Origin of the sequence: Streptomyces sp. NPDC051364, assembly GCF_040682115.1 — a bacterium.
Classification (GTDB): domain Bacteria; phylum Actinomycetota; class Actinomycetes; order Streptomycetales; family Streptomycetaceae; genus Streptomyces.
In genome coordinates this window covers 286,810-304,016 of sequence record NZ_JBFBAH010000008.1, presented here as the reverse complement: position 1 = coordinate 304,016, position 17,207 = coordinate 286,810, and the positions used below count along the sequence as shown (strand labels likewise).

15 protein-coding genes are annotated in these 17,207 nt (G+C 72.8%); 1 reads left to right on the top strand and 14 read right to left on the bottom strand.

The window, feature by feature from the left end; translation table 11 throughout:
* Nucleotides 1-16: 16 nt before the first annotated feature.
* From AB0M76_RS20055 to AB0M76_RS20005, 11 genes are all read right to left on the bottom strand, one after another.
* Complete coding sequence (locus AB0M76_RS20055) at nucleotides 17-1,759, bottom strand: ABC transporter substrate-binding protein (RefSeq protein ID WP_365954105.1); 1,743 nt, start codon at nucleotides 1,757-1,759, stop codon at nucleotides 17-19.
* 267 nt (nucleotides 1,760-2,026) lie between these two features.
* On the bottom strand, nucleotides 2,027-2,749 hold the full coding sequence (locus AB0M76_RS20050) for a hypothetical protein (protein WP_365954104.1): 723 nt from the start codon (nucleotides 2,747-2,749) through the stop codon (nucleotides 2,027-2,029).
* Nucleotides 2,750-3,060: 311 nt separating this feature from the next.
* Nucleotides 3,061-3,771, bottom strand: coding sequence for a GntR family transcriptional regulator (locus tag AB0M76_RS20045; RefSeq protein ID WP_365954103.1), 711 nt, complete (start codon nucleotides 3,769-3,771; stop codon nucleotides 3,061-3,063).
* A 55-nt stretch (nucleotides 3,772-3,826) separates the two neighbouring features.
* Entirely contained in the window at nucleotides 3,827-4,789 is a 963-nt protein-coding gene (locus tag AB0M76_RS20040; protein ID WP_365954102.1) for an ornithine cyclodeaminase family protein, read from the bottom strand.
* Nucleotides 4,786-5,832 (bottom strand): proline racemase family protein, encoded by a 1,047-nt coding sequence (locus AB0M76_RS20035; RefSeq protein WP_365954101.1) that lies wholly within the window; start codon nucleotides 5,830-5,832, stop codon nucleotides 4,786-4,788. Before AB0M76_RS20035 ends, AB0M76_RS20040 begins: the two co-directional genes overlap by 4 nt.
* Nucleotides 5,829-6,833: a proline racemase family protein gene (locus tag AB0M76_RS20030; protein WP_266634140.1), complete on the bottom strand. Its 1,005-nt coding sequence runs from the start codon at nucleotides 6,831-6,833 to the stop codon at nucleotides 5,829-5,831. Before AB0M76_RS20030 ends, AB0M76_RS20035 begins: the two co-directional genes overlap by 4 nt.
* Before the next feature lie 16 nt (nucleotides 6,834-6,849).
* Nucleotides 6,850-7,782: a dihydrodipicolinate synthase family protein gene (locus AB0M76_RS20025; RefSeq protein WP_365954100.1), complete on the bottom strand. Its 933-nt coding sequence runs from the start codon at nucleotides 7,780-7,782 to the stop codon at nucleotides 6,850-6,852.
* Nucleotides 7,783-7,858: 76 nt separating this feature from the next.
* A complete protein-coding gene (locus AB0M76_RS20020) occupies nucleotides 7,859-9,259 on the bottom strand; it encodes an FAD-dependent oxidoreductase (RefSeq protein ID WP_365954099.1) in 1,401 nt (466 codons plus the stop codon).
* Nucleotides 9,240-9,554, bottom strand: a complete 315-nt coding sequence (locus AB0M76_RS20015) for a (2Fe-2S)-binding protein (protein ID WP_365954098.1) — start codon at nucleotides 9,552-9,554, stop codon at nucleotides 9,240-9,242. The genes AB0M76_RS20020 and AB0M76_RS20015 overlap by 20 nt, the downstream gene beginning before the upstream one ends.
* 188 nt (nucleotides 9,555-9,742) lie before the next feature.
* Complete coding sequence (locus tag AB0M76_RS20010) at nucleotides 9,743-10,894, bottom strand: FAD-binding oxidoreductase (RefSeq protein ID WP_365954097.1); 1,152 nt, start codon at nucleotides 10,892-10,894, stop codon at nucleotides 9,743-9,745.
* 102 nt (nucleotides 10,895-10,996) lie between these two features.
* Entirely contained in the window at nucleotides 10,997-13,393 is a 2,397-nt protein-coding gene (locus AB0M76_RS20005; RefSeq protein ID WP_365954096.1) for a collagenase, read from the bottom strand.
* A 173-nt stretch (nucleotides 13,394-13,566) separates the two neighbouring features.
* Between AB0M76_RS20005 and AB0M76_RS20000 the strand changes: the two genes are divergently transcribed.
* On the top strand, nucleotides 13,567-14,964 hold the full coding sequence (locus AB0M76_RS20000; protein WP_365954095.1) for an aminopeptidase P family protein: 1,398 nt from the start codon (nucleotides 13,567-13,569) through the stop codon (nucleotides 14,962-14,964).
* 25 nt (nucleotides 14,965-14,989) lie between these two features.
* On the opposite strand, the gene AB0M76_RS19995 is transcribed toward AB0M76_RS20000, so the two are convergent.
* The 3 genes from AB0M76_RS19995 to AB0M76_RS19985 form a co-directional block, all read right to left on the bottom strand.
* Nucleotides 14,990-15,517: a hypothetical protein gene (locus AB0M76_RS19995; protein ID WP_365954094.1), complete on the bottom strand. Its 528-nt coding sequence runs from the start codon at nucleotides 15,515-15,517 to the stop codon at nucleotides 14,990-14,992.
* An 89-nt stretch (nucleotides 15,518-15,606) separates the two neighbouring features.
* Entirely contained in the window at nucleotides 15,607-16,032 is a 426-nt protein-coding gene (locus AB0M76_RS19990; protein WP_365954093.1) for a RidA family protein, read from the bottom strand.
* On the bottom strand, nucleotides 16,029-17,150 hold the full coding sequence (locus AB0M76_RS19985; RefSeq protein ID WP_365954092.1) for an acyl-CoA dehydrogenase family protein: 1,122 nt from the start codon (nucleotides 17,148-17,150) through the stop codon (nucleotides 16,029-16,031). Before AB0M76_RS19985 ends, AB0M76_RS19990 begins: the two co-directional genes overlap by 4 nt.
* Between the last annotated feature and the right edge of the window lie 57 nt (nucleotides 17,151-17,207).

Sequence of the window (17,207 nt, the reverse complement as noted above, 5' to 3'; positions counted from 1 at the left end):
AGGGGTTCCGTATTCCTCAGCCCTGGCTCTTCGAGGGGTCCTTGAGGCCGACCGTGCCGTAGTCGATGGTGCCGGTCCACACGGGGTGGCCGTAGGCGCCCGCGATGTTGGGGCCGACGAGCAGCGGCTTGCGCTCCAGCAGGACCGGGATCGACGGGGACTTCTTCATGAGCTCCGCGTCCAGGTCGATCCAGGCCTGGTTGGCCTGCTTGGCGTCGGCCATGGCGTTGATCTCGTCGATCCGCTTCATGGTGGCCTCGTCGCGGAACTGGCTGTAGTTGCCCTGGTTGCCCTTGTCCTTGATGGTGCGTCCGTCGAAGACGAAGGGGATCCAGGTGGAGCCGGAGGGGTAGTCGGGGCACCAGCCGGTGAGGGTCATGTCGGGGGTGGTGGAGAGGTCGCCGATGACGTCGTAGTAGGCGCCGGGGTCGACGGTGTCGATGACGACCTCGACGCCCGCGCGGGACAGGCCCTGCTGGATGGCCTCGGCCTTGCCCTTGTCGCCGGTGGAGACGGTGAGGGAGACCTTCAGGGTCTCCTTGCCGGCGGCCTTGAGGAGTTCCTTGGCCTTGGCCGGGTCGCCGGCCGGGGGGATCTTCAGGGTGTCGGCCTGCTTGCCGCCGGAGAGCGCCGGGGGCAGGTAGGCGGTGGCGACCTCGTTGAGGGCCGGGCCGCCGCCCGCGGTGATCACGGACTCCTTGTCGACGGCGTACTGGAGGGCCTCGCGGACCTTCGGGTCGTTGAAGGGGGCACGGGAGTTGTTCAGGTGGAGCATGACCGTACAGCCCTGGGACTCGGCGAGCAGACGCGCCTTGATCTCCGGCTTCGGCAGTACCTTCGGGGCGCTCTCGGGGCGCATGTTGAAGTACTCGACGGCCGAGGCGTCGGCGCCTTCGCCGGCGATGATGCGGTCGTCGACCTGGCCGCCCTTGAGGCCCATGACCACGACGAACTTGTCGGGGTAGGCCTTTCTGACGCTGTCGGTCTTCGGGTCCCAGTGCTCGTTGCGGACGAGGACGAGCTTCTTGTCGCGGTCGTACGACTCGATCTTGTACGGGCCGGAGGAGAACGGGCGGGCGTCGTACTGGGTGCCCTTCTCCTGGGACTGCGGGACGGGGGCGAAGGTGGGGAGGGTGGCGGTCGCGGAGAACTCGGCGACGGGCCGCTTGAGTTCGAAGACGATCGTGCGGTCGTCGGGGGTCTTGACGGAGTCGAGGTGCTGCCCCTGGAGCGGGCCCTTGTAGCCCTCGGTGCCGGCCAGGTACTGGGCGGCGTAGTCGGGGCCGCCGGTGAGGTCGGGGGCGAAGGAGCGCTCGACGTTGTACTTGACGTCCTGAGCCTTGATCGGCGAGCCGTCCTCGTACTTCACGCCCTCCTTGAGGGTGAAGGTCCAGGTCTTGCCGCCGTTGGAGGGGGTGCCGAGGTCGGTGGCGAGGTCGGGCACGAGCTCGCTGCCGGCCTTGCCGGGCTCGGCCTTGAAGGTGACGAGCGTGCGGTAGAGGAGGCGGGTGCCGAAGTCCATCGTCGGCATGACCCAGTTGCGGGCGGGGTCGAGGTGGGCGAAGTCCTGGTTGGACAGGACGGTCAGGGTCCCGCCCTTGACGGGGGCGCCGCCGAGGATCTTGCCGTCGTTGGCGGCGGCGGGGTTGCTCGCGCCGGCGCCGGTGGAGCCCTTCTTGGGGTCGGAGCAGCCCGAGGCACCGAGTGCGAGTGCGGCCACCAGGGCGGTGGCGAGGGCGAGTTGGCTGCGCTTGGTCATGGGTCACTCCAGTGAAGGGCCGCGCTCTATGATGTGACCGATAACATAGTAATGTGAAATTGTACTGACAAGGGGTTGGTGCCGCCGTTATCCAGCCGTGTCCAAATCCGGGCATTCGAAGGCGAGTTGAGACTGCCGGGCCGCACCGTGCGATGACCCGACGACGCGCAGCGCCGGGCAGCCGGGAGGGCTGCCGCCCTCGTCACCGCCTGGCGCTGCGCGTCACGACGAACGGCCGGAGCGGACCCGCTCCCGCCGGGAATCAGCTCAGCGCGGCGAACCGGCCGGCTGCTTTTCCTTGTGCTTGCTCAGCACCGGACGGAAGTTGCTGTTCGTCACACAGCCGAGGTTCCGGTAGATCCTGTCGTTCGTCTGCGGGTCAAAGCCGACGAAGTGGTACTGGCAGGCCCCCTCGATGAACCTGCCTTCGACGCCGCCGGGGAAGTCGATCTCCTTGTTCCACAGGAACTGCGACTGGAGGCCCGTCTGCCGCGCGGTGGCGTTGATGTCGATCCCGCCGGGAGCCTGGATCGCGTAGACCCAGCCGTCGTTCCCGCCCCCCGTGGCGAATTCCTGCGCCACCCAGCGCTCACAAGTGGTGCTCACGTGCGCGGCGTTCTGCTGCCCGCTTCCCCCGATGATCCACTGCGACAGCGGGGTGAGGTCCGTGCCCCGTGGGGCGAAGCCGCTGGCGAAGATCGTTTGGGGTGGCCGTGTGTCGCCCCGCCACAGCGTGTTCCCGTCGTGCCGCCAGAACCAGGCCTCACGCACGGCGGCGAGGTCCACCTCCGGCTGGATCGAGGGGTCCGTCGTGGTCTGCGTCCACTCCGACGCACTGTAGCCGCCGGTCGGGCCGCAGGGGCCGGTGTCACGGATCTGCTGCGGGGTGCCCGGGTACGGATCCGTCGCCGCGTCGGCGGGCGAGCCGAACGCCAGCGAGACGGCGACCAGGGCGGTGGCGGAAGCGAGCCGGAATGCAGTCTTCAACATGTTCGGGAACCCATCACTCGGTGCACATGACCCAGTGTTCGTAGACGGATTCCGGGCGGAATCGACCTCCGTTCGCAACCATCACCCTTAGGCGCCACGAGCTCCACCCGCCCGGCGCACTCTCCCGCGCACCGCGCCGACGGTGCTAGTGCCGCGTCAGGCAACGTTTGCCCGTCAGGGAGCGGCGTCCCGGTGCGTGCTCTCGGCGTGCCGGCCGCAAGCGCTCGCACTGGACGTACTTGAGCTTTCGGCCGGCGTGGCGAGAGTGCGTGCCGGGCGTCGCGACGGGGCGAACGTTGCCTGACGCGGCACTAGACGCCCGAGCCCAGGCCTCCCGGTGTGCGGCCGACCGGCTCGTCGCGGCCCTGGGCCCAGAGGGAGCGGACGTGGCCGAGGTGGCGGACCATGCAGGCCTCCGCCGCCTCCGCGTCCCCGGCGATCATCAGGTCCAGCAGCTCGATGTGCTCCTCGGCGGAGGAGTCCAGCTTTCCGGCCTCGTCCAGGCCCGTCAGTCCGTACAGCCGTGAGCGCTTGCGCAGGTCCCCCACCGTCTCCACCAGCCGGTCGTTGCCCGCCAGGGCGAGCAGCGACAGGTGGAAGCGGCGGTCCGCCTCCAGGTAGCCGATGAGGTTGTGCTCGCGGGCGCTGGTGACGATCTCCTCCGCGATGGGCCGCAACGCCTCCAGCTGCTCCACCGTGGCGATCTTCGTGATCCGGCCGATGGTCGGCACCTCGATCATCGTGCGCAGTTCGGTGTACTGGTCCAGGTCGCGCTCGCTGACCTCGGTGATCCGGAAGCCCTTGTTGCGTACGGGTTCCACCAGGCCCTCGCGGGCCAGGTCGAGCATCGCCTCGCGGACGGGCGTTGCGGAGACCCCGAGCTCGGCGGCCAGGCCCGGCGCCGAGTAGACGCTCCCGGGGCGCAGTTCACCCGCTATCAGGGCTGCTCGAAGGGCGTGGCCGACCTGGTCGCGGAGCCGTTCCTGGGCCTTGATGAGACTGTGCTGCTTCAGGTCACCCATTGCTCTTCCTCCGAACACCTTCGCACCACCGAGTGCAGAGGGACAGCGTACAATGTCACGTTGCGCTTGATCCCCGAGCGGTGGTGTCTCCCGCGGCGCGATACATCGCCACCGCCACAGCGAGATCTTCCCAGGCCATGCCCACGCTCTTGAAGAGCTGTGGACAACTCGGGGGTCCGGCCACCGGCATCCGGCCCGTCACCAGGTCGGCCAGGGTGCCGCTGATATGACCGGGTCCGATCGCCCCCTCCGCCTCCGGCACCAGCAGGTCCCCCGCCTCGCGCAGCGCCGCCGCCCGCGACTCCACGTACACGGCGGCCCGCCGCACGAGGGCGGTGTCGGTCTCCCGGGCGTCCGGCTCGTGCGAGCCGACGGCCACGACCGTCGCGCCCGGGGCCACCAGCCGCCCGTCGAAGAGGGGTTCGCGGGCTGTGGTGCAGCACAGCACCAGGTCCGCGCCGGCCACGTCCGCCGGGGTGCCCGTACGGGCCCGCACGCCCAGGGCTCGGGCATGCTCCGCCAGTTTCTCCGCGGCGACGGGATCGCGGCCGACGATCACGGCCTGCGCCAACTCCCGTACGGCCCGTACCGCTTCGAGATGCCCGTACGCCTGCGGGCCGGCGCCGAAGAGCACCAGCCGCAGGGCCCGCCCGGCGGGCGCGAGGTGGCGCAGGGCGAGCGCCGAGACCGCCGGGGTGCGCAGGGCGGTCAGCGCCGCGCCGTCGAACAGGGCCAGCGGGCGCAGGGTCGGCCCGTCCAGCAGCAGGTACGAGCCCGTGATGCGGGGCAGGCCGAGAGCCGGATTGCCGGGCGCCACCCCGGCGATCTTCACCCCGGCGTACGCCCCCGCCGCGGCCGGCATCAGCAGCAGCTCGCCGCCGCCCGGCACGGGGACGGCCGAGCGCTGCGGACAGGTCTCCGGGTCCAGCCCGGCCCGCAGTACGTCGGCCAGCGCGTCGGCGGCTGCGGCCGGGGTGAGCAGCGCCGCCGTCTCCTCGGCCTCGAACTGCGGGATCACAGCAGGAATCCGGGGCCGAGGGCGTCCTGCGGATCCCGTACGAAGGTGTGCTCGCCGGTGCGGTACGCCGCGCCGGTGACCTCCGTGACGAGGCCGTCGCGGGAGCCCCCCGGCACCACCCGGCCGGTGAACACCGTGCCCACCACCGACTCGTGGAGCAGGTCCTCGCCCGCCCCGAGCCGCCCGTCCTCCGCGAGCAGCGCGAGGCGCGCCGAGGTTCCCGAGCCGCAGGGCGAGCGGTCGATCTGCCCGTCGGCGAACACGGTGACGTTGCGCTGGTGCGGCCCGAAGGGAGTGTCGGGCAGCTCCTCGTGGAGGATCACCCCGTAGACCCCGGAGAGCAGCGGCCCGCCGGGGTGCCAGGTCCCCGGGTGGGCGGCCAGCGCGGCCCGGATCTCCTGCCCGGCCCGGACGAGTTCGGGCAGCGCGGCCCGGGAGACCGCCAGGCCGAGGTCCCGGGCGGCGACGGACGCGTAGCAGGCGCCGGCGTGCGCGAGGTCCACCTCCGCCATGCCCAGGGTGGTCGCCACCGGCACCTTGCGGGCGCTGACCCGGGCCGGGACGTTGCGGAAGGTGACCCCGGTGGTGCGGCCGCCGCTGCGGTGCACGGTCGCGGCGACCCGGCCCGAGGGCACGTCGATCCGCACCTGTACGTCCCCGTCGTCCGGGGCGGCGACCCGGCCGGTGTCCACGGCCCAGGCGCCGAGGGCCATCGTGCCGTGGCCGCAGGCGGTGGAATAGCCGTCCTTGTGCCAGAACAGCACGCCGAAGTGGGCCCCGTCGTCATCCGGGGGCACGACGAACCCGCCGTACATCCCGGCGTGTCCGCGCGGCTCCTGCACGAGGAGCCGCCGTACGTCGTCCAGCGGGCTCCGGCGCGGGGCCGTCCCGGAGCCTCCGGGACCGATCGCGGTGGCGCAGCGCTCGGCGACGGTGTCCCCGGGCACGGGCGGCAGGCCGGCCGCGGCGACGTCGACGATCCGGAAGGGCTCCCCGGCCGTGTGGTAGTCCACGGTGCGTACGGCGGCGCTCGCGCCGCTCACAGCAGGAACCCTGCGGGGAAGGGGTCGGACGGGTCGAGGAAGTACTGGGCGGTGCCGGTGATCCACGCCCGCCCGGTGACGGTGGGGACGACGGCCGGGAGCCCGCCCACGGTGGTCTCCCCGATCAGCCGGCCGGTGAACTCGGTGCCGATGAAGGACTCGTTGACGAAGTCCGCGCCGAGCTCGAGGAGGCCGCGGGCGTGCAGCTGGGCCATGCGCGCACTGGTCCCCGTACCGCAGGGCGAGCGGTCGAACCAGCCCGGGTGGATGGCCATGGCGTGCCGGGAGCGGCGGGCGTCGGAGCCGGGGGCGGCGAGGTAGACGTGCTTGACCCCGGCGATGGAGGGGTTCTCGGGGTGGACGGGCCGGTCGCCGGAGGCGTTGATCGCGTCCATGACGGCGAGTCCGGCGGCGAGGAGCTCGTCCTTGCGGTCCCGGTCGAAGGGGAGCCCGAGGGAGTCGAGGTCGACGAAGGCGTAGAAGTTCCCGCCGTAGGCGAGGTCGTAGGTGACCGTGCCGTGGCCGGGAACCTCGGCCTTGAGGTCGAGCCCTACGCAGAAGGACGGGACGTTGGTGAGGGTGACGGCGGTGGCCGCCCCGTCCTCGACGCGGACGTCGACACTGACCAGCCCGGCCGGGGTGTCGAGCCGGACGGTGGTGACCGGCTCGACGACCTCCACCATGCCCGTCTCCACCAGGACTGTGGCGACCCCGATGGTCCCGTGCCCGCACATGGGGAGCAGGCCCGACACCTCGATGTAGAGCACGCCGAAGTCGGCGTCGGGCCGGGTGGGGGGCTGGAGGATGGCGCCGCTCATCGCGGAGTGGCCGCGCGGCTCGTACATGAGCAGGGTCCGGACGTGGTCCGTGTGCTCGATGAAGTGGAGCCGCTTCTCGGCCATGGTGGCGCCGGGGATCACCCCGACGCCACCGGTGATCACCCGGGTCGGCATGCCCTCGGTGTGCGAGTCCACCGCGTGGTAGATGTGGCGCGTACGCATTCCGCTCCCCCTGTGACTAGTTGAGGCCCTCGGCGAGGGCCTTCTCGGTGGCGGCCCGGACGGCCGCCTCGATCTCCCCGGTGAGGGGGAAGCGGGGCGGGCGGGTGGCGCCGCCGGGGCGTCCGGCGAGGTCCATGGAGAGCTTGATGGCCTGGACGAACTCGGTCTTGGAGTCCCAGCGCAGCAGGGAGTGCAGGGACTTGTACAGCGGCAGCGCGGTGGCGACGTCTCCGGCGACGGCAGCCCGGTAGAGCTCGGCGCAGGAGCGCGGCAGGGCGTTGGGGTAGCCGGCGATCCAGCCGACCGCGCCGGCGAGGGCGAGTTCGAGGAGGACGTCGTCGGCGCCGATGAGCAGGTCGAGGCCGGGGGCGAGTTCGGCGATCTCGTAGGCGCGGCGGACGTCCCCGCTGAACTCCTTGACGGCGACGATGCTGCCGTCGCCGTGCAGGCGGGCGAGGAGGGCGGGGGTCAGGTCCACCTTGGTGTCGATGGGGTTGTTGTACGCGACGACGGGCAGCCCGGCGCGGGCGGCCTCGGCGTAGTGGGCGCGTACGGTCGCCTCGTCGGCCCGGAAGGCGTTGGGGGGCAGCAGGAGTACGGAGCCCGCCCCGGCCTCGGCGGCCTGGTCGGCCCAGCGGCGGGCCTCGGCGCTGCCGTAGGCGGCGACGCCGGGCATGACGCGGGCGCCGTCGCCGGCGGCCTCGACGGCGGTGCGGACCACACGGGCCCGCTCCTCGTCGGTGAGGGTCTGGTACTCCCCGAGCGAGCCGTTGGGGACCACGCCGTCGCAGCCGTTGGCGATGAGCCAGGCGACGTGCTCGGCGTAGGCGTCGTAGTCGACGCCGAGGTTCTCGCGCAGGGGCAGCGCGGTGGCGACCATGATGCCGTGCCAGGGGCGGGTGCGGGTGTCCGTACCGGTGGTGGGCGCGGGGGTGTGCGCGTCGGTCATGTGAGAGCTCCCTAGGGTGATGTGTGACATTTTACTAGTGGGTGTGAGGTGGCCACAAGGGCTCCGGCCTGGTGGATCAGCCGTCCGCCGACGGCAGTTCGGCGAGGTGGCGCAGCGGGACCGGGCAGGACAGGGGCCGCCGGTCGGGTGCGGGGTCCTCCCCGGCCAGAGCGGCGACGGCCGGTCCGCACATCCGGCCCTGGCACCAGCCCATTCCGGCGCGGGTGAGGAGTTTGACCGAACGGGCGTCCCGCGCGCCGAGGTCGGTGACGGCCTCGCGGATCCGGCCGGCCGGGACCTCCTCGCAGCGGCACACGTCGGTGTCGTCGCGGAGCCAGTCGGTCCAGCCGGCGCCCGGGCGGTGGGCGGCGCCCATGGCCTCGGCGAAGGCGCGGAGGCGGCCGCGGCGGCGGGCCAGGTCGGCGGGGACGGGCCGGCCGGCAATGGCGTGGGCGGCGATCTCCCCTTCGAGCAGGGCCAGTTGGGCACCGCCGATGCCGCCGGTCTCACCGGCGGACCAGATGCCGGGTACGGAGGTCCGCTGCTCGGCGTCCAGCGCCAGGGCGGCGGTGCCGTCGGCGCTGCGGCGGGTGGCGCAGCCGAGGCCGGTCGCCAGCTCCAATTGGGGGACGAGCCCGTGGCCGACGGCCAGGGCGTCGCAGGGGATCCGGCGGGCGGTGCCGGGCACGGGCCGCCAGTCCCGGTCCAGGCGGGCCACGGTGACGGCCTCGACGCGGTCGGTGCCGTGGGCCTCGGTCACGGCGTGCCGGGTCAGCAGCCGGATGTGGCGGCGGAGCAGGGCGCTGCCGTACGTGGCGGCCTCGGCGAGCTTGCCGGGGTTGCGCAGCAGAGCGGGGACGTGGCCGGCGTAACCGCTGTACGCGGCGGCTTCGACGACGGCCGGCACCCGGGCCCCGGCGGCGGCGAGCGACCCGGCGGCGGCGAGCAGCAGCGGCCCGCTCCCGGCCACGACGACCCGCCTGCCCGGCAGTACGAGCCCGCTCTTGAGCATGGCCTGCGCCCCGCCGGCCCCGACGACCCCGGGCAGGGTCCAGCCGGGGAAGGGCAGTTGCCGCTCGTAGGACCCGGTGGCGAGGAGTACGGCCCGGGCGTGCAGGGTGGCGGCCGCCTCGTCGGGGCCGGCGACGGCGTGCAGAGTCCAGCCGGGGCTGTCCGGTACGACGGTCCAGACGTGGTGGGCCGGGAGGTACGTGATGCGGCCGGCCTCCTCGTGGGTCCGGAGGGCGGCTTCGCGGGAGGCGAAGGCGGCCCACCCGTGGTGCAGGGCTTCGGGACGGTCCGCCCCGAGCCCCGGCGCGGGGTGGCGGTAGTACTGCCCGCCGGGCCGCTCCCCCGCATCGAGAAGGACCACCCGCAGCCCGAGCCCGGCGGCGGTGACGGCGGCGGCGAGCCCGGCGGGGCCCGCGCCGACGACGGCGAGGCCGGACGGGGCGACGTCAGCAGCCGAGCTCGGCATGGCCGGTTCCCTCCTGGGTGGTGACGGTGTCCCCGGGACGGGCGGGGACGAGGCAGGCGCGCTGGTTCGGGCGGCCGTTGACGGTGACGAGGCAGTCGTAGCAGCTGCCGATCCCGCAGAACGCCCCGCGCGGGGCGCCGCGTTCGCGGGTGGTCCGCCAGGCGAGGATCCCGGCGCCCCAGAGCACGGCGGCGATGCTCTGGCCCGCCTGGGCCGTGAGCTCGCGGCCGTCGAAGCGCAGGACGTACGTGGCCGAGGGGGCTCCGCCGACCAGGGTGCGGGGGGTTGGGCTCATCGGCGGTTCTCCTTCGGCGTGGTGCAGGTGGCGGGGCGGTACCGGCTTCCGCTGCGCGGGCCTTCTCCCCGCCCGGCGAGATCCGGCCCCGCCGGCGTGTGAGGCGCGGGGTCCGGGCAGAGCCCGGTTTCGGGAAGGGGCGGGGTGGGGGAAGAGGCCAGCGCAGCGGGCACCCGCACCGGGACCGGTCATCGGGCGGGCTCCGCGTCGAAGCGGTCCGGGCGGAACGGGTACAGGGGGAGCGGGGGTTCCACCCCCGTCAGCGCTGCCGTGAGGAGAACGCCCGTGGCCGGGGCCAGGCCGATGCCCGCGCCCTCGTGGCCGCAAGCGTGCAGCAGGCCTGGGACCCGGGGGTCCGGGCCGATCGCCGGGAGGTGGTCCGGAAGGTACGGGCGGAAGCCGTGGTAGGTGCGGAGGATCCGGGCGTCAGCCAGGACGGGGAACAGTGCCGCCGCCTGAGCGGCGAGGCGGCGCAGGGCCTCCACCGACAGGGACCGGTCGAAGCCGACCCGCTCCCGGGTGGCCCCGATCAGCACCGGGCCCGCCGGTGTGCCCTCCACCACCGCCGAGGACTGCAGCGCCGCCGAGCCGCTGGCGACGTCCGCGATGTAGTCGGCGGCGTAGACCTTGTGCCGGACCACCCTCGGCAGCGGCTCCGTCACCAGGACAAACCCGCGGCGCGGAAGCACCGGCAGGGACACCCCCGCCAGTTCCGCGATGCGGCCGCCCCAGGTGCCGGCCGCGTTCACCACCGCCGGGGCGAGGAGTTCACCGCCGCGCGTGCGGACCCCGCGGACACCCCCGGGCCCCGTCAGGATCCCGGTCACCTCCTCCCCCAGGTACACCGAAGCCCCCGACGCGGCGAGCAGCCTGGCCGCCGCCTGGGCCGGCTGGACCTGGGCGTCCTGCGGGTACAGGAACCCGCCGGCCGGCCCCGGGGCCAGATGGGGCTCCAGCTCGCGGAGGTCGCGGGCCCCCGCCTCGAGGGCTTCGACCCCGACGGCGCGCTGGCCTTCGGCGAAATCTCGCAGCGCCTCGAGCGAAGCCTCGTCCGGGGCGACGACGAGCCCGCCCTTGGCCTCGTACTCGATCTCCTGCGGGAGGACCGCGGCGAGTTCGCGCCACAGGCCGGCCGACAGCAGGGCCAGGTCGAGCTCCGGGCCCGCCTCCTTGTCGGAGACGAGCAGGTTGCCTTCCCCGGCTCCCGTCGTGCCGCCCGCGACGGGGCCGCGGTCGACGACGGCCACGGAGAGTCCGGAGCGGGCCGCGTAGTACGCGATCGCGGCTCCGACCACGCCGGCGCCGATGATCACGACGTCCAGGGGATGTCTCTTGGGCACGGCAGTAATATGTCACATTCTTTAGTCGGTGCCTAGGTCGGCCGGCCGGTCCGCGTGCCGGTCCCTCCCCCCGTTGCGGAAGGGACCGGCACGGTCGCGGGATCAGCTGCGCAGCGGGCCCTCGCAGCTGTAACCCGACGTCCCCGCCTTGTGGTCGGTCCAGATCTCCACGGGGCCGAAGGAGCAGTTCATGTCGGCCAGGTTGTTCGAGGCAGCACCCGCCCGGTCGAGGATGAAGTAGTCCACCGTCTCCGACATGTCCTTGAAGTTCTGGTCGTCGCTGCGCCAGTTCTTCAGGTTCGCGCTGATCCGGCCGGTGCAGGTGAACCGGCGCTTGCCCGGGTCCCCGTTCTCCACGCAGTCCGGGGTGCTGTACGTGGCCGTCGCGAAGGCCGACTTCACGTTCGCCAGCGCGGAGTCCCGCAGCCGGTCGTTGGGCGTGAAGACCGTGTTCGGCACGTAGAGCTGGTCGACCTTGGCGATCTGCGCGTCCAGGAAGCGGTCGTAGTCGCGCTGGAGGTAGGTGTCGGCGCCCATCCGGTGGCGCCACGCGTCGTACCCGGCGACGTCGTTGGCCCGCAGGTGGGTGTACATCTCACGCAGCAGCGAGGGCTTCTCGGTCCACAGGAACTCGAAGAACGTGCCCGCGTAGTTGTAGAAGCGGAATCCGTCGCCGTCATAGGTGGCGTTCAGCAGCTGCTCGACCGACATCCGCGGACCGCCGCCGGCGGTGTCGCCGATGATGCCCTTGACCAGGGACTTGCGGACGGCGATGCCGTTGTCGCGGGTGGCGCCGTCGAAGAACTCGGCGGTGCCCTCGTCCATGGCGGTGGTGCGGTCGCCCTCGTACCAGGGGCCCTCGCCGAAGAAGCCGGGGACGGCGAACCGGCCGTTGAGGTAGTGCGTGTATTCGTGACGGAAGAGCTCCTCGAGGGTCAGGGAGGAGTCCTGCGGGACGCGCCGCTGGTACGTGTAGAAGGTGGCGCCGTTCTCGATGTACATGCCGCCGTTGTTGGTCCCGTAGCCGTACAGCATCGTCTGGTAGGTCACGTAGTCGGCGCGGGAGGCGTACAGCACGATGTTCAGCGTGGTGTTGGGGTCGCCGGCCAGCGGCTGGTCGGTCCCGAGCACCCGGTGGAACTGCGTCTTGACCTGCTTGCTCGCGTAGTAGAGCTGGTCCACGGTGGCCCGGTCGAGGGCCGTGCGGACCTTGATGGCGCCGTTGTCGTAGGCGTACGTGTTCGGGAAGAGCATCTTCTCGATGTCCTCCTTGCACACCCCGTACTGCTTGCACGCGTTGTAGGTGTTCAGCCAGGAGACGATCTTGGCCCACTGCTCGCTGCCGTTGCCCCACCCGGCCTTGACCGGCTCCAGGAGGGCGCCGAGGTCGGCGGCGATCTGGTCCTGGAGGCCGTCGATCTGGCCGAAGCGGCCGTACTCGCCGAGCGCGTCGCGGGCCGCCCAGTCGTTGGCGGTGCCCTTGAGGTGGGTGTATCCGGCGAAGGCCTTGAAGGCGGCCCGGTAGGAGGAGTCGGCCTTGGCCGCGGCGTGGAAGGCGCTGTCCTGGTTGCCCGGGTACACGCCGAGGTAGTTGACGGTGAGGGCGGCGAGGGCCGCGCCGCCCCAGGCCGCGTCGGTGTTGGTCGCGGTGTGCGACGCGTCCAGGGTGGCCAGGACCTTCTTGACGAGGCCGAGCTGGCTCTGGCGCATGCCGGGGCCGGTCGCGTAGAGGGCCTCGCGCAGGGTGCGGGCGTTGGAGGCGGTGGCGTCGAAGGTGCGGGCCGCATTGCCGAAGTCGGTGACGGCCTTGCTCATGGCGCCGACGGTCGCGGCGTCGGTGAGGTCGATCTCGGAGCGCGAGAAGTCGTGGTACGTGGCCGCGTGCAGGAACGTGAACATCTCCTCCAGGTGCGAGGAGCCCTGGCCGTCGTGGGCGGCGGCCAGGCCGGATATCCGGCGGGAGACGGCCTGGACGTGCGCGTCCGACATCACGGGCACGAGGCGGGCGTCCCAGGTCCAGATCAGACCGCGCAGACAGCCGTCGGCGGTGACGGCCGGGTCGGCCAGGAAGTCGGCGAACTGCTCGGGGCTCAGGCCCGTGATCCCGTCGAGGGTGCACGGGACGCCCGCGGCGACGCTCTGCGCGGTGGTCGCGGCCTGGGCGGCGGCGGCGAGCTTGCGGCTCTTCTCGGTGCGCTCGGTGCGCTCGGCCGGAGCGGCAGCGGCCGGGGCGGCCCCGGGGACGCGGCCGTCGGCGGCCAGCCCGCCGGGGGCCTGGGCCGTGGCGGGCGCGGCCTCCTTGGGCGAGGCGAGGTGGTCGACCTCGTCGAAGGGGTTCGGGGCGGGCGCACCCGAGGTGAAGGTGCCGGGCACGGCGGCGGGGGCGGCGAGCGCGGGCCGCTCGGCGGTCTGGGACACGGCCTGGCCCGCGGAGGCGAGCAGCGTCACCGCGACGGCGGCGGAGAGGAGAGACGTACGCACAGCTCTGTGCTGAGACACCAAAGACTCCTGGTTGGGAGGGGAGGTGGGGGAAGTGGTGCGTGAACTGCCCTGCGTCACGCGGCGTTTGACGGGGATTAACGTGCCGCGGTGTGAGCTGTAACATAGTAATGTGAAATTGCACTGACAAGACCTGTGCGCTCACCAGTTCGCATCTTCTTGAGGGAGCCCCCATGACCGACACCCCCTCCGGCGCCTCCCCCGGCGCCGAATCCCGCCTCAACATCGGCAGCCACGACCTGCCGGTGTCACCGGAGTTGTCCCGTTTCATGGCCGCCGACTGGGCGGCGTCCCCCCTCCCCGACGCCGCGCGGGTCTCCGCGTACGAGGTCACCCCGGCCCGGCGCGCCCGGCTCTCGGCGCGCTTCCCGGGCGAGCGGCTGATCATCCCGGCCGGCGAGCTCAAGGTCCGCTCCAACGACTGCGACCACCGCTTCCGCCCGCACAGCGCGTATGCCTGGCTGACCGGGCTGACGGGCGAGGACCAGGTGGGCCACGTCCTGGTGCTGGAGCCCTCGGGCCCGCACGGGCACGAGGCCGTGCTGTACCTGCGCCCCCGCTCCCCGCGCGTGGACGGCAACGAGGAGTTCTACCGGGACCGCCGGTACGGGGAGTTCTGGGTCGGCCGCCGCCCCGACCTGGCAGAGGCGCAGCGGCTGACCGGCCTGCGCTGCGCCCACCTGGACGACCTCGGCTCCCCGGCGGGCCGCAACGCCGCGACCGACACCGAACTGGCAGCAGCCCTCTCCGAGTTGCGCCTGGTCAAGGACGCCTGGGAGGTCGGGCAGCTCCAGCTCGCCGTCGACCACACGGCGGCCGGTTTCGAGGACGTCGTACGGGCGCTGCCGCGCGCCCTGGCGCACCCGCGCGGCGAGCGGTGGATCGAGGGGGTCTTCGGCCTGCGCGCCCGGGCGGAGGGGAACGGCACCGGATACGACACGATCGCGGCGTCGGGCGCGCACGCGTGCGTCCTGCACTGGATCCGCAACGACGGCCGGCTCGACCGGGACGAACTGCTGCTGCTGGACGCGGGCGTGGAGACCGACAGCCTCTACACGGCGGACATCACGCGCACCCTCCCGCTGTCGGGGCGCTTCTCCCCCGTCCAGCGGCAGGTGTACGAACTGGTGCTGGCGGCGCAGGACGCGGGCATGGCGGCGCTGCGCCCGGGCGCGAGCTTCCGGGACTTCCACCGGGCCGGGATGCGGGTGATCGCGGAGGGCCTGGCGGAGTGGGGCGTCCTGAAGGACGCGCGGGGCGACCTGCACCGGCGGTACACGCTGTGCAGCAGCGGTCACATGCTGGGGCTGGACGTGCACGACTGCGCGAAGGCGCGCGCGGAGACCTACCTGGACGGGGTCCTGGAGGAGGGCCAGGTCCTGACGGTCGAGCCGGGCCTGTACCTGCAGCCGGACGACGAGACACTGCCCCCGGAGCTGCGCGGCATCGGCGTGCGCATCGAGGACGACCTGGTCATCACGGCGAAGGGCGCCCGACTGATGTCAGGCGCCCTGCCCCGCACGGTCGCGGGGATCGAGGAATGGATGGGGACCCTACTGGAGAGCCGGTGAAGCCGGACGGTCAGTGGCTGAGTGGCTAGTGGCCACCGCCACCTCCGCCGCCTCCGCCGCCACCGCCGTCGCCACCACGGCCGCCACCGTCGCCGCCGCCACCGCCGCCGTCGTCATGGCCGCCGCCACCGCCGCCGCCGTCGCCACCACGGCCGCCACCGTCGCCGCCGCCACCGCCGCCGTCGTCGTGGCCGCGGTCACCGGATCCGTTCCAGCTGTTGTCGTGGCCACCGCTCCAGTTGTCATTGTTCCGGTTGTCGTGGTTGGAGCGGCTGTCGTTCCAGCGGTCGTTGTTCCAGTTGGCGTTGTCGTGCCGGCCGTCGTTGCGGGAGTCGTTGTCCCAGCACCAGCTGGGGCGGTCGTTCCCGTTGTGCCAGCGCGAGGAGTCGCAGCAGTCACGCGAGTGGTCCCCGCGCCAGTCGTCGGAGCACCATCCCGTGTTGTTCTGCTGGGTCTGAGGGAGACCCGCGGCGAGCGCCCCGCCGACAGGCATCAGGCCGAGCGCGACGCCCGCGGCTCCTGCCACGATCGTCGCGGTGATGACACGGCGCATGACCATGCACCTCCGAGGATTGAGACATTCCTTACAAAAAGGTCATTTCCACCCTCACCCCTCCCTGGCTCGCTGTCAAAAGCAGCTGGTCAGCGATCCGGCAACTCGGATGCGGCCGTAGCGAGTACGGCAATACCGTCCAGTTCGACCAGGGCGGGCTCGTCCCAGAGGCGGACGACCCCGATGACCGCCATCGCCGGGTAGTCGCGGCCGGCCAGCCGGCGCCAGACACGGCCGAGTTCGGGCGCATGAGTGCGGTATGCATCCACGTCGACCGTGTAGACCGTCACGCGGGCCAGGTCGGCCGGGGTGCCGCCGGATGCGGCGAGGGCCGCCAGGAGGTTGGCCAGAGCGCGTTCGAATTGCTCGGGCAGGGTGTCCCCGACCACCTTGCCCGAGGCGTCGAGCGCGGTCTGGCCCGCCAGGAAGACCAGCCGGGAGCCGCTCGCGGCCACGGCATGGGAGAAGCCCGCCGGCGGGGAGAGCTCCGCCGGGTTGATCCGCTCGAGGCTCACCGGTACAGCTCCTTCGCGATGATCGTGCGCTGGACCTCGCTCGCGCCCTCGTAGATGCGCGGGGCCCGGACCTCCCGGTAGAGGTGCTCCAGCAGGTGGCCGCGCTGGAGGGCGACGGCCCCGTGCAGCTGGACCGCGTGGTCCACCACGTACTGGGCCGTCTCCGTGGCCAGGAGTTTCGCCATCGCCGACCGGCGCGGGACGTCCGGCGAGCCGGCGTCGTACGCGCCCGCCGCCGCGTAGACCAGGAGCCGGGCGGCCTCGGTGCGGGTGGCCATCTCGGCCACCCGGTGGCCCACCGCCTGGAGGTCGCCCAGTACCCCGCCGAACGCGGGCCGCGCCGCCGTGTAGGCCAGGGTCGCGTCCAGGGCGGCCCTGGCCATGCCGACGGCGAAGGCGCCCACGCTCGGCCGGAACAGGTTCAGCGTGTCCATCGCCACCCGGAAGCCCCGGCCGGGCTCGCCCAGCAGGTCCTGCGGGCCGACCGGGACCCCGTCGAAGGACAGCCGGCCGATCGGATGCGGGGAGAGCATGTCCAGGGGCTCCCCCGACAGGCCGGGGCGGTCGGCCGGGACCAGGAAGGCGGTGACCCCCTTGGCGCCCGGACCCTCGCCGGTCCGGGCGAACACCGTGTAGAAGTCGGCCTCGGGGGCGTTGGAGATCCAGCACTTCTCGCCGCTGAGCCGCCAGCCGTCCCCGCCGACGCCACCGTCCTGTACGGCCTCCAACGCCAGCGCCGCCGCGTCCGAGCCCGCCCCCGGCTCGCTCAGCGCGAAGGCCGCCACCGCGCGCCCGGCCCGCACCTGCGGCAGCCAGCGCGCCCGCTGCTCCGGTGTCCCCGAGCTGAGCACCGGATGCGCCCCCAGGCCCTGGAGGGCGAGGGCCGTCTCGGCCTCCGTGCACCCGTACGCGAGGGATTCGCGGAGCAGGCACAGCTCCAGCGCCCCCGAGGTGAACACCCGCTCCAGCAGGCCCAGCTCACCGAGTGCCGCGAGCAGCGGGCGGTTGACCCGTCCCGGCTCCCCCTTGTCGGCGAGCGGCCGCAGCCGGTCCGCCGCCAGCGCGCGCAAGTGCCCGCACCACTCCTCTTGTTCCGCCCCGAGCGCGAATCCGGTCATCCGAATATCCCCGCTTCTATCGCGTCCTGTTGACTGCCGTCACCATCACGATACGCT

Bases quoted from the DNA above. Each gene is read 5' to 3' on its own strand.
- AB0M76_RS20000 (WP_365954095.1), top strand. From the start codon at position 13,567: ATGACCGACACCCCCTCCGGCGCCTCCCCCGGCGCCGAATCCCGCCTC.
- AB0M76_RS20025 (WP_365954100.1), bottom strand. From the start codon at position 7,782: ATGACCGACGCGCACACCCCCGCGCCCACCACCGGTACGGACACCCGC.
- AB0M76_RS20030 (WP_266634140.1), bottom strand. From the start codon at position 6,833: ATGCGTACGCGCCACATCTACCACGCGGTGGACTCGCACACCGAGGGC.
- AB0M76_RS20050 (WP_365954104.1), bottom strand. From the start codon at position 2,749: ATGTTGAAGACTGCATTCCGGCTCGCTTCCGCCACCGCCCTGGTCGCC.
- AB0M76_RS20015 (WP_365954098.1), bottom strand. From the start codon at position 9,554: ATGAGCCCAACCCCCCGCACCCTGGTCGGCGGAGCCCCCTCGGCCACG.
- AB0M76_RS20055 (WP_365954105.1), bottom strand. From the start codon at position 1,759: ATGACCAAGCGCAGCCAACTCGCCCTCGCCACCGCCCTGGTGGCCGCA.
- AB0M76_RS19995 (WP_365954094.1), bottom strand. From the start codon at position 15,517: ATGCGCCGTGTCATCACCGCGACGATCGTGGCAGGAGCCGCGGGCGTC.
- AB0M76_RS20045 (WP_365954103.1), bottom strand. From the start codon at position 3,771: ATGGGTGACCTGAAGCAGCACAGTCTCATCAAGGCCCAGGAACGGCTC.
- AB0M76_RS19985 (WP_365954092.1), bottom strand. From the start codon at position 17,150: ATGACCGGATTCGCGCTCGGGGCGGAACAAGAGGAGTGGTGCGGGCAC.
- AB0M76_RS20020 (WP_365954099.1), bottom strand. From the start codon at position 9,259: ATGCCGAGCTCGGCTGCTGACGTCGCCCCGTCCGGCCTCGCCGTCGTC.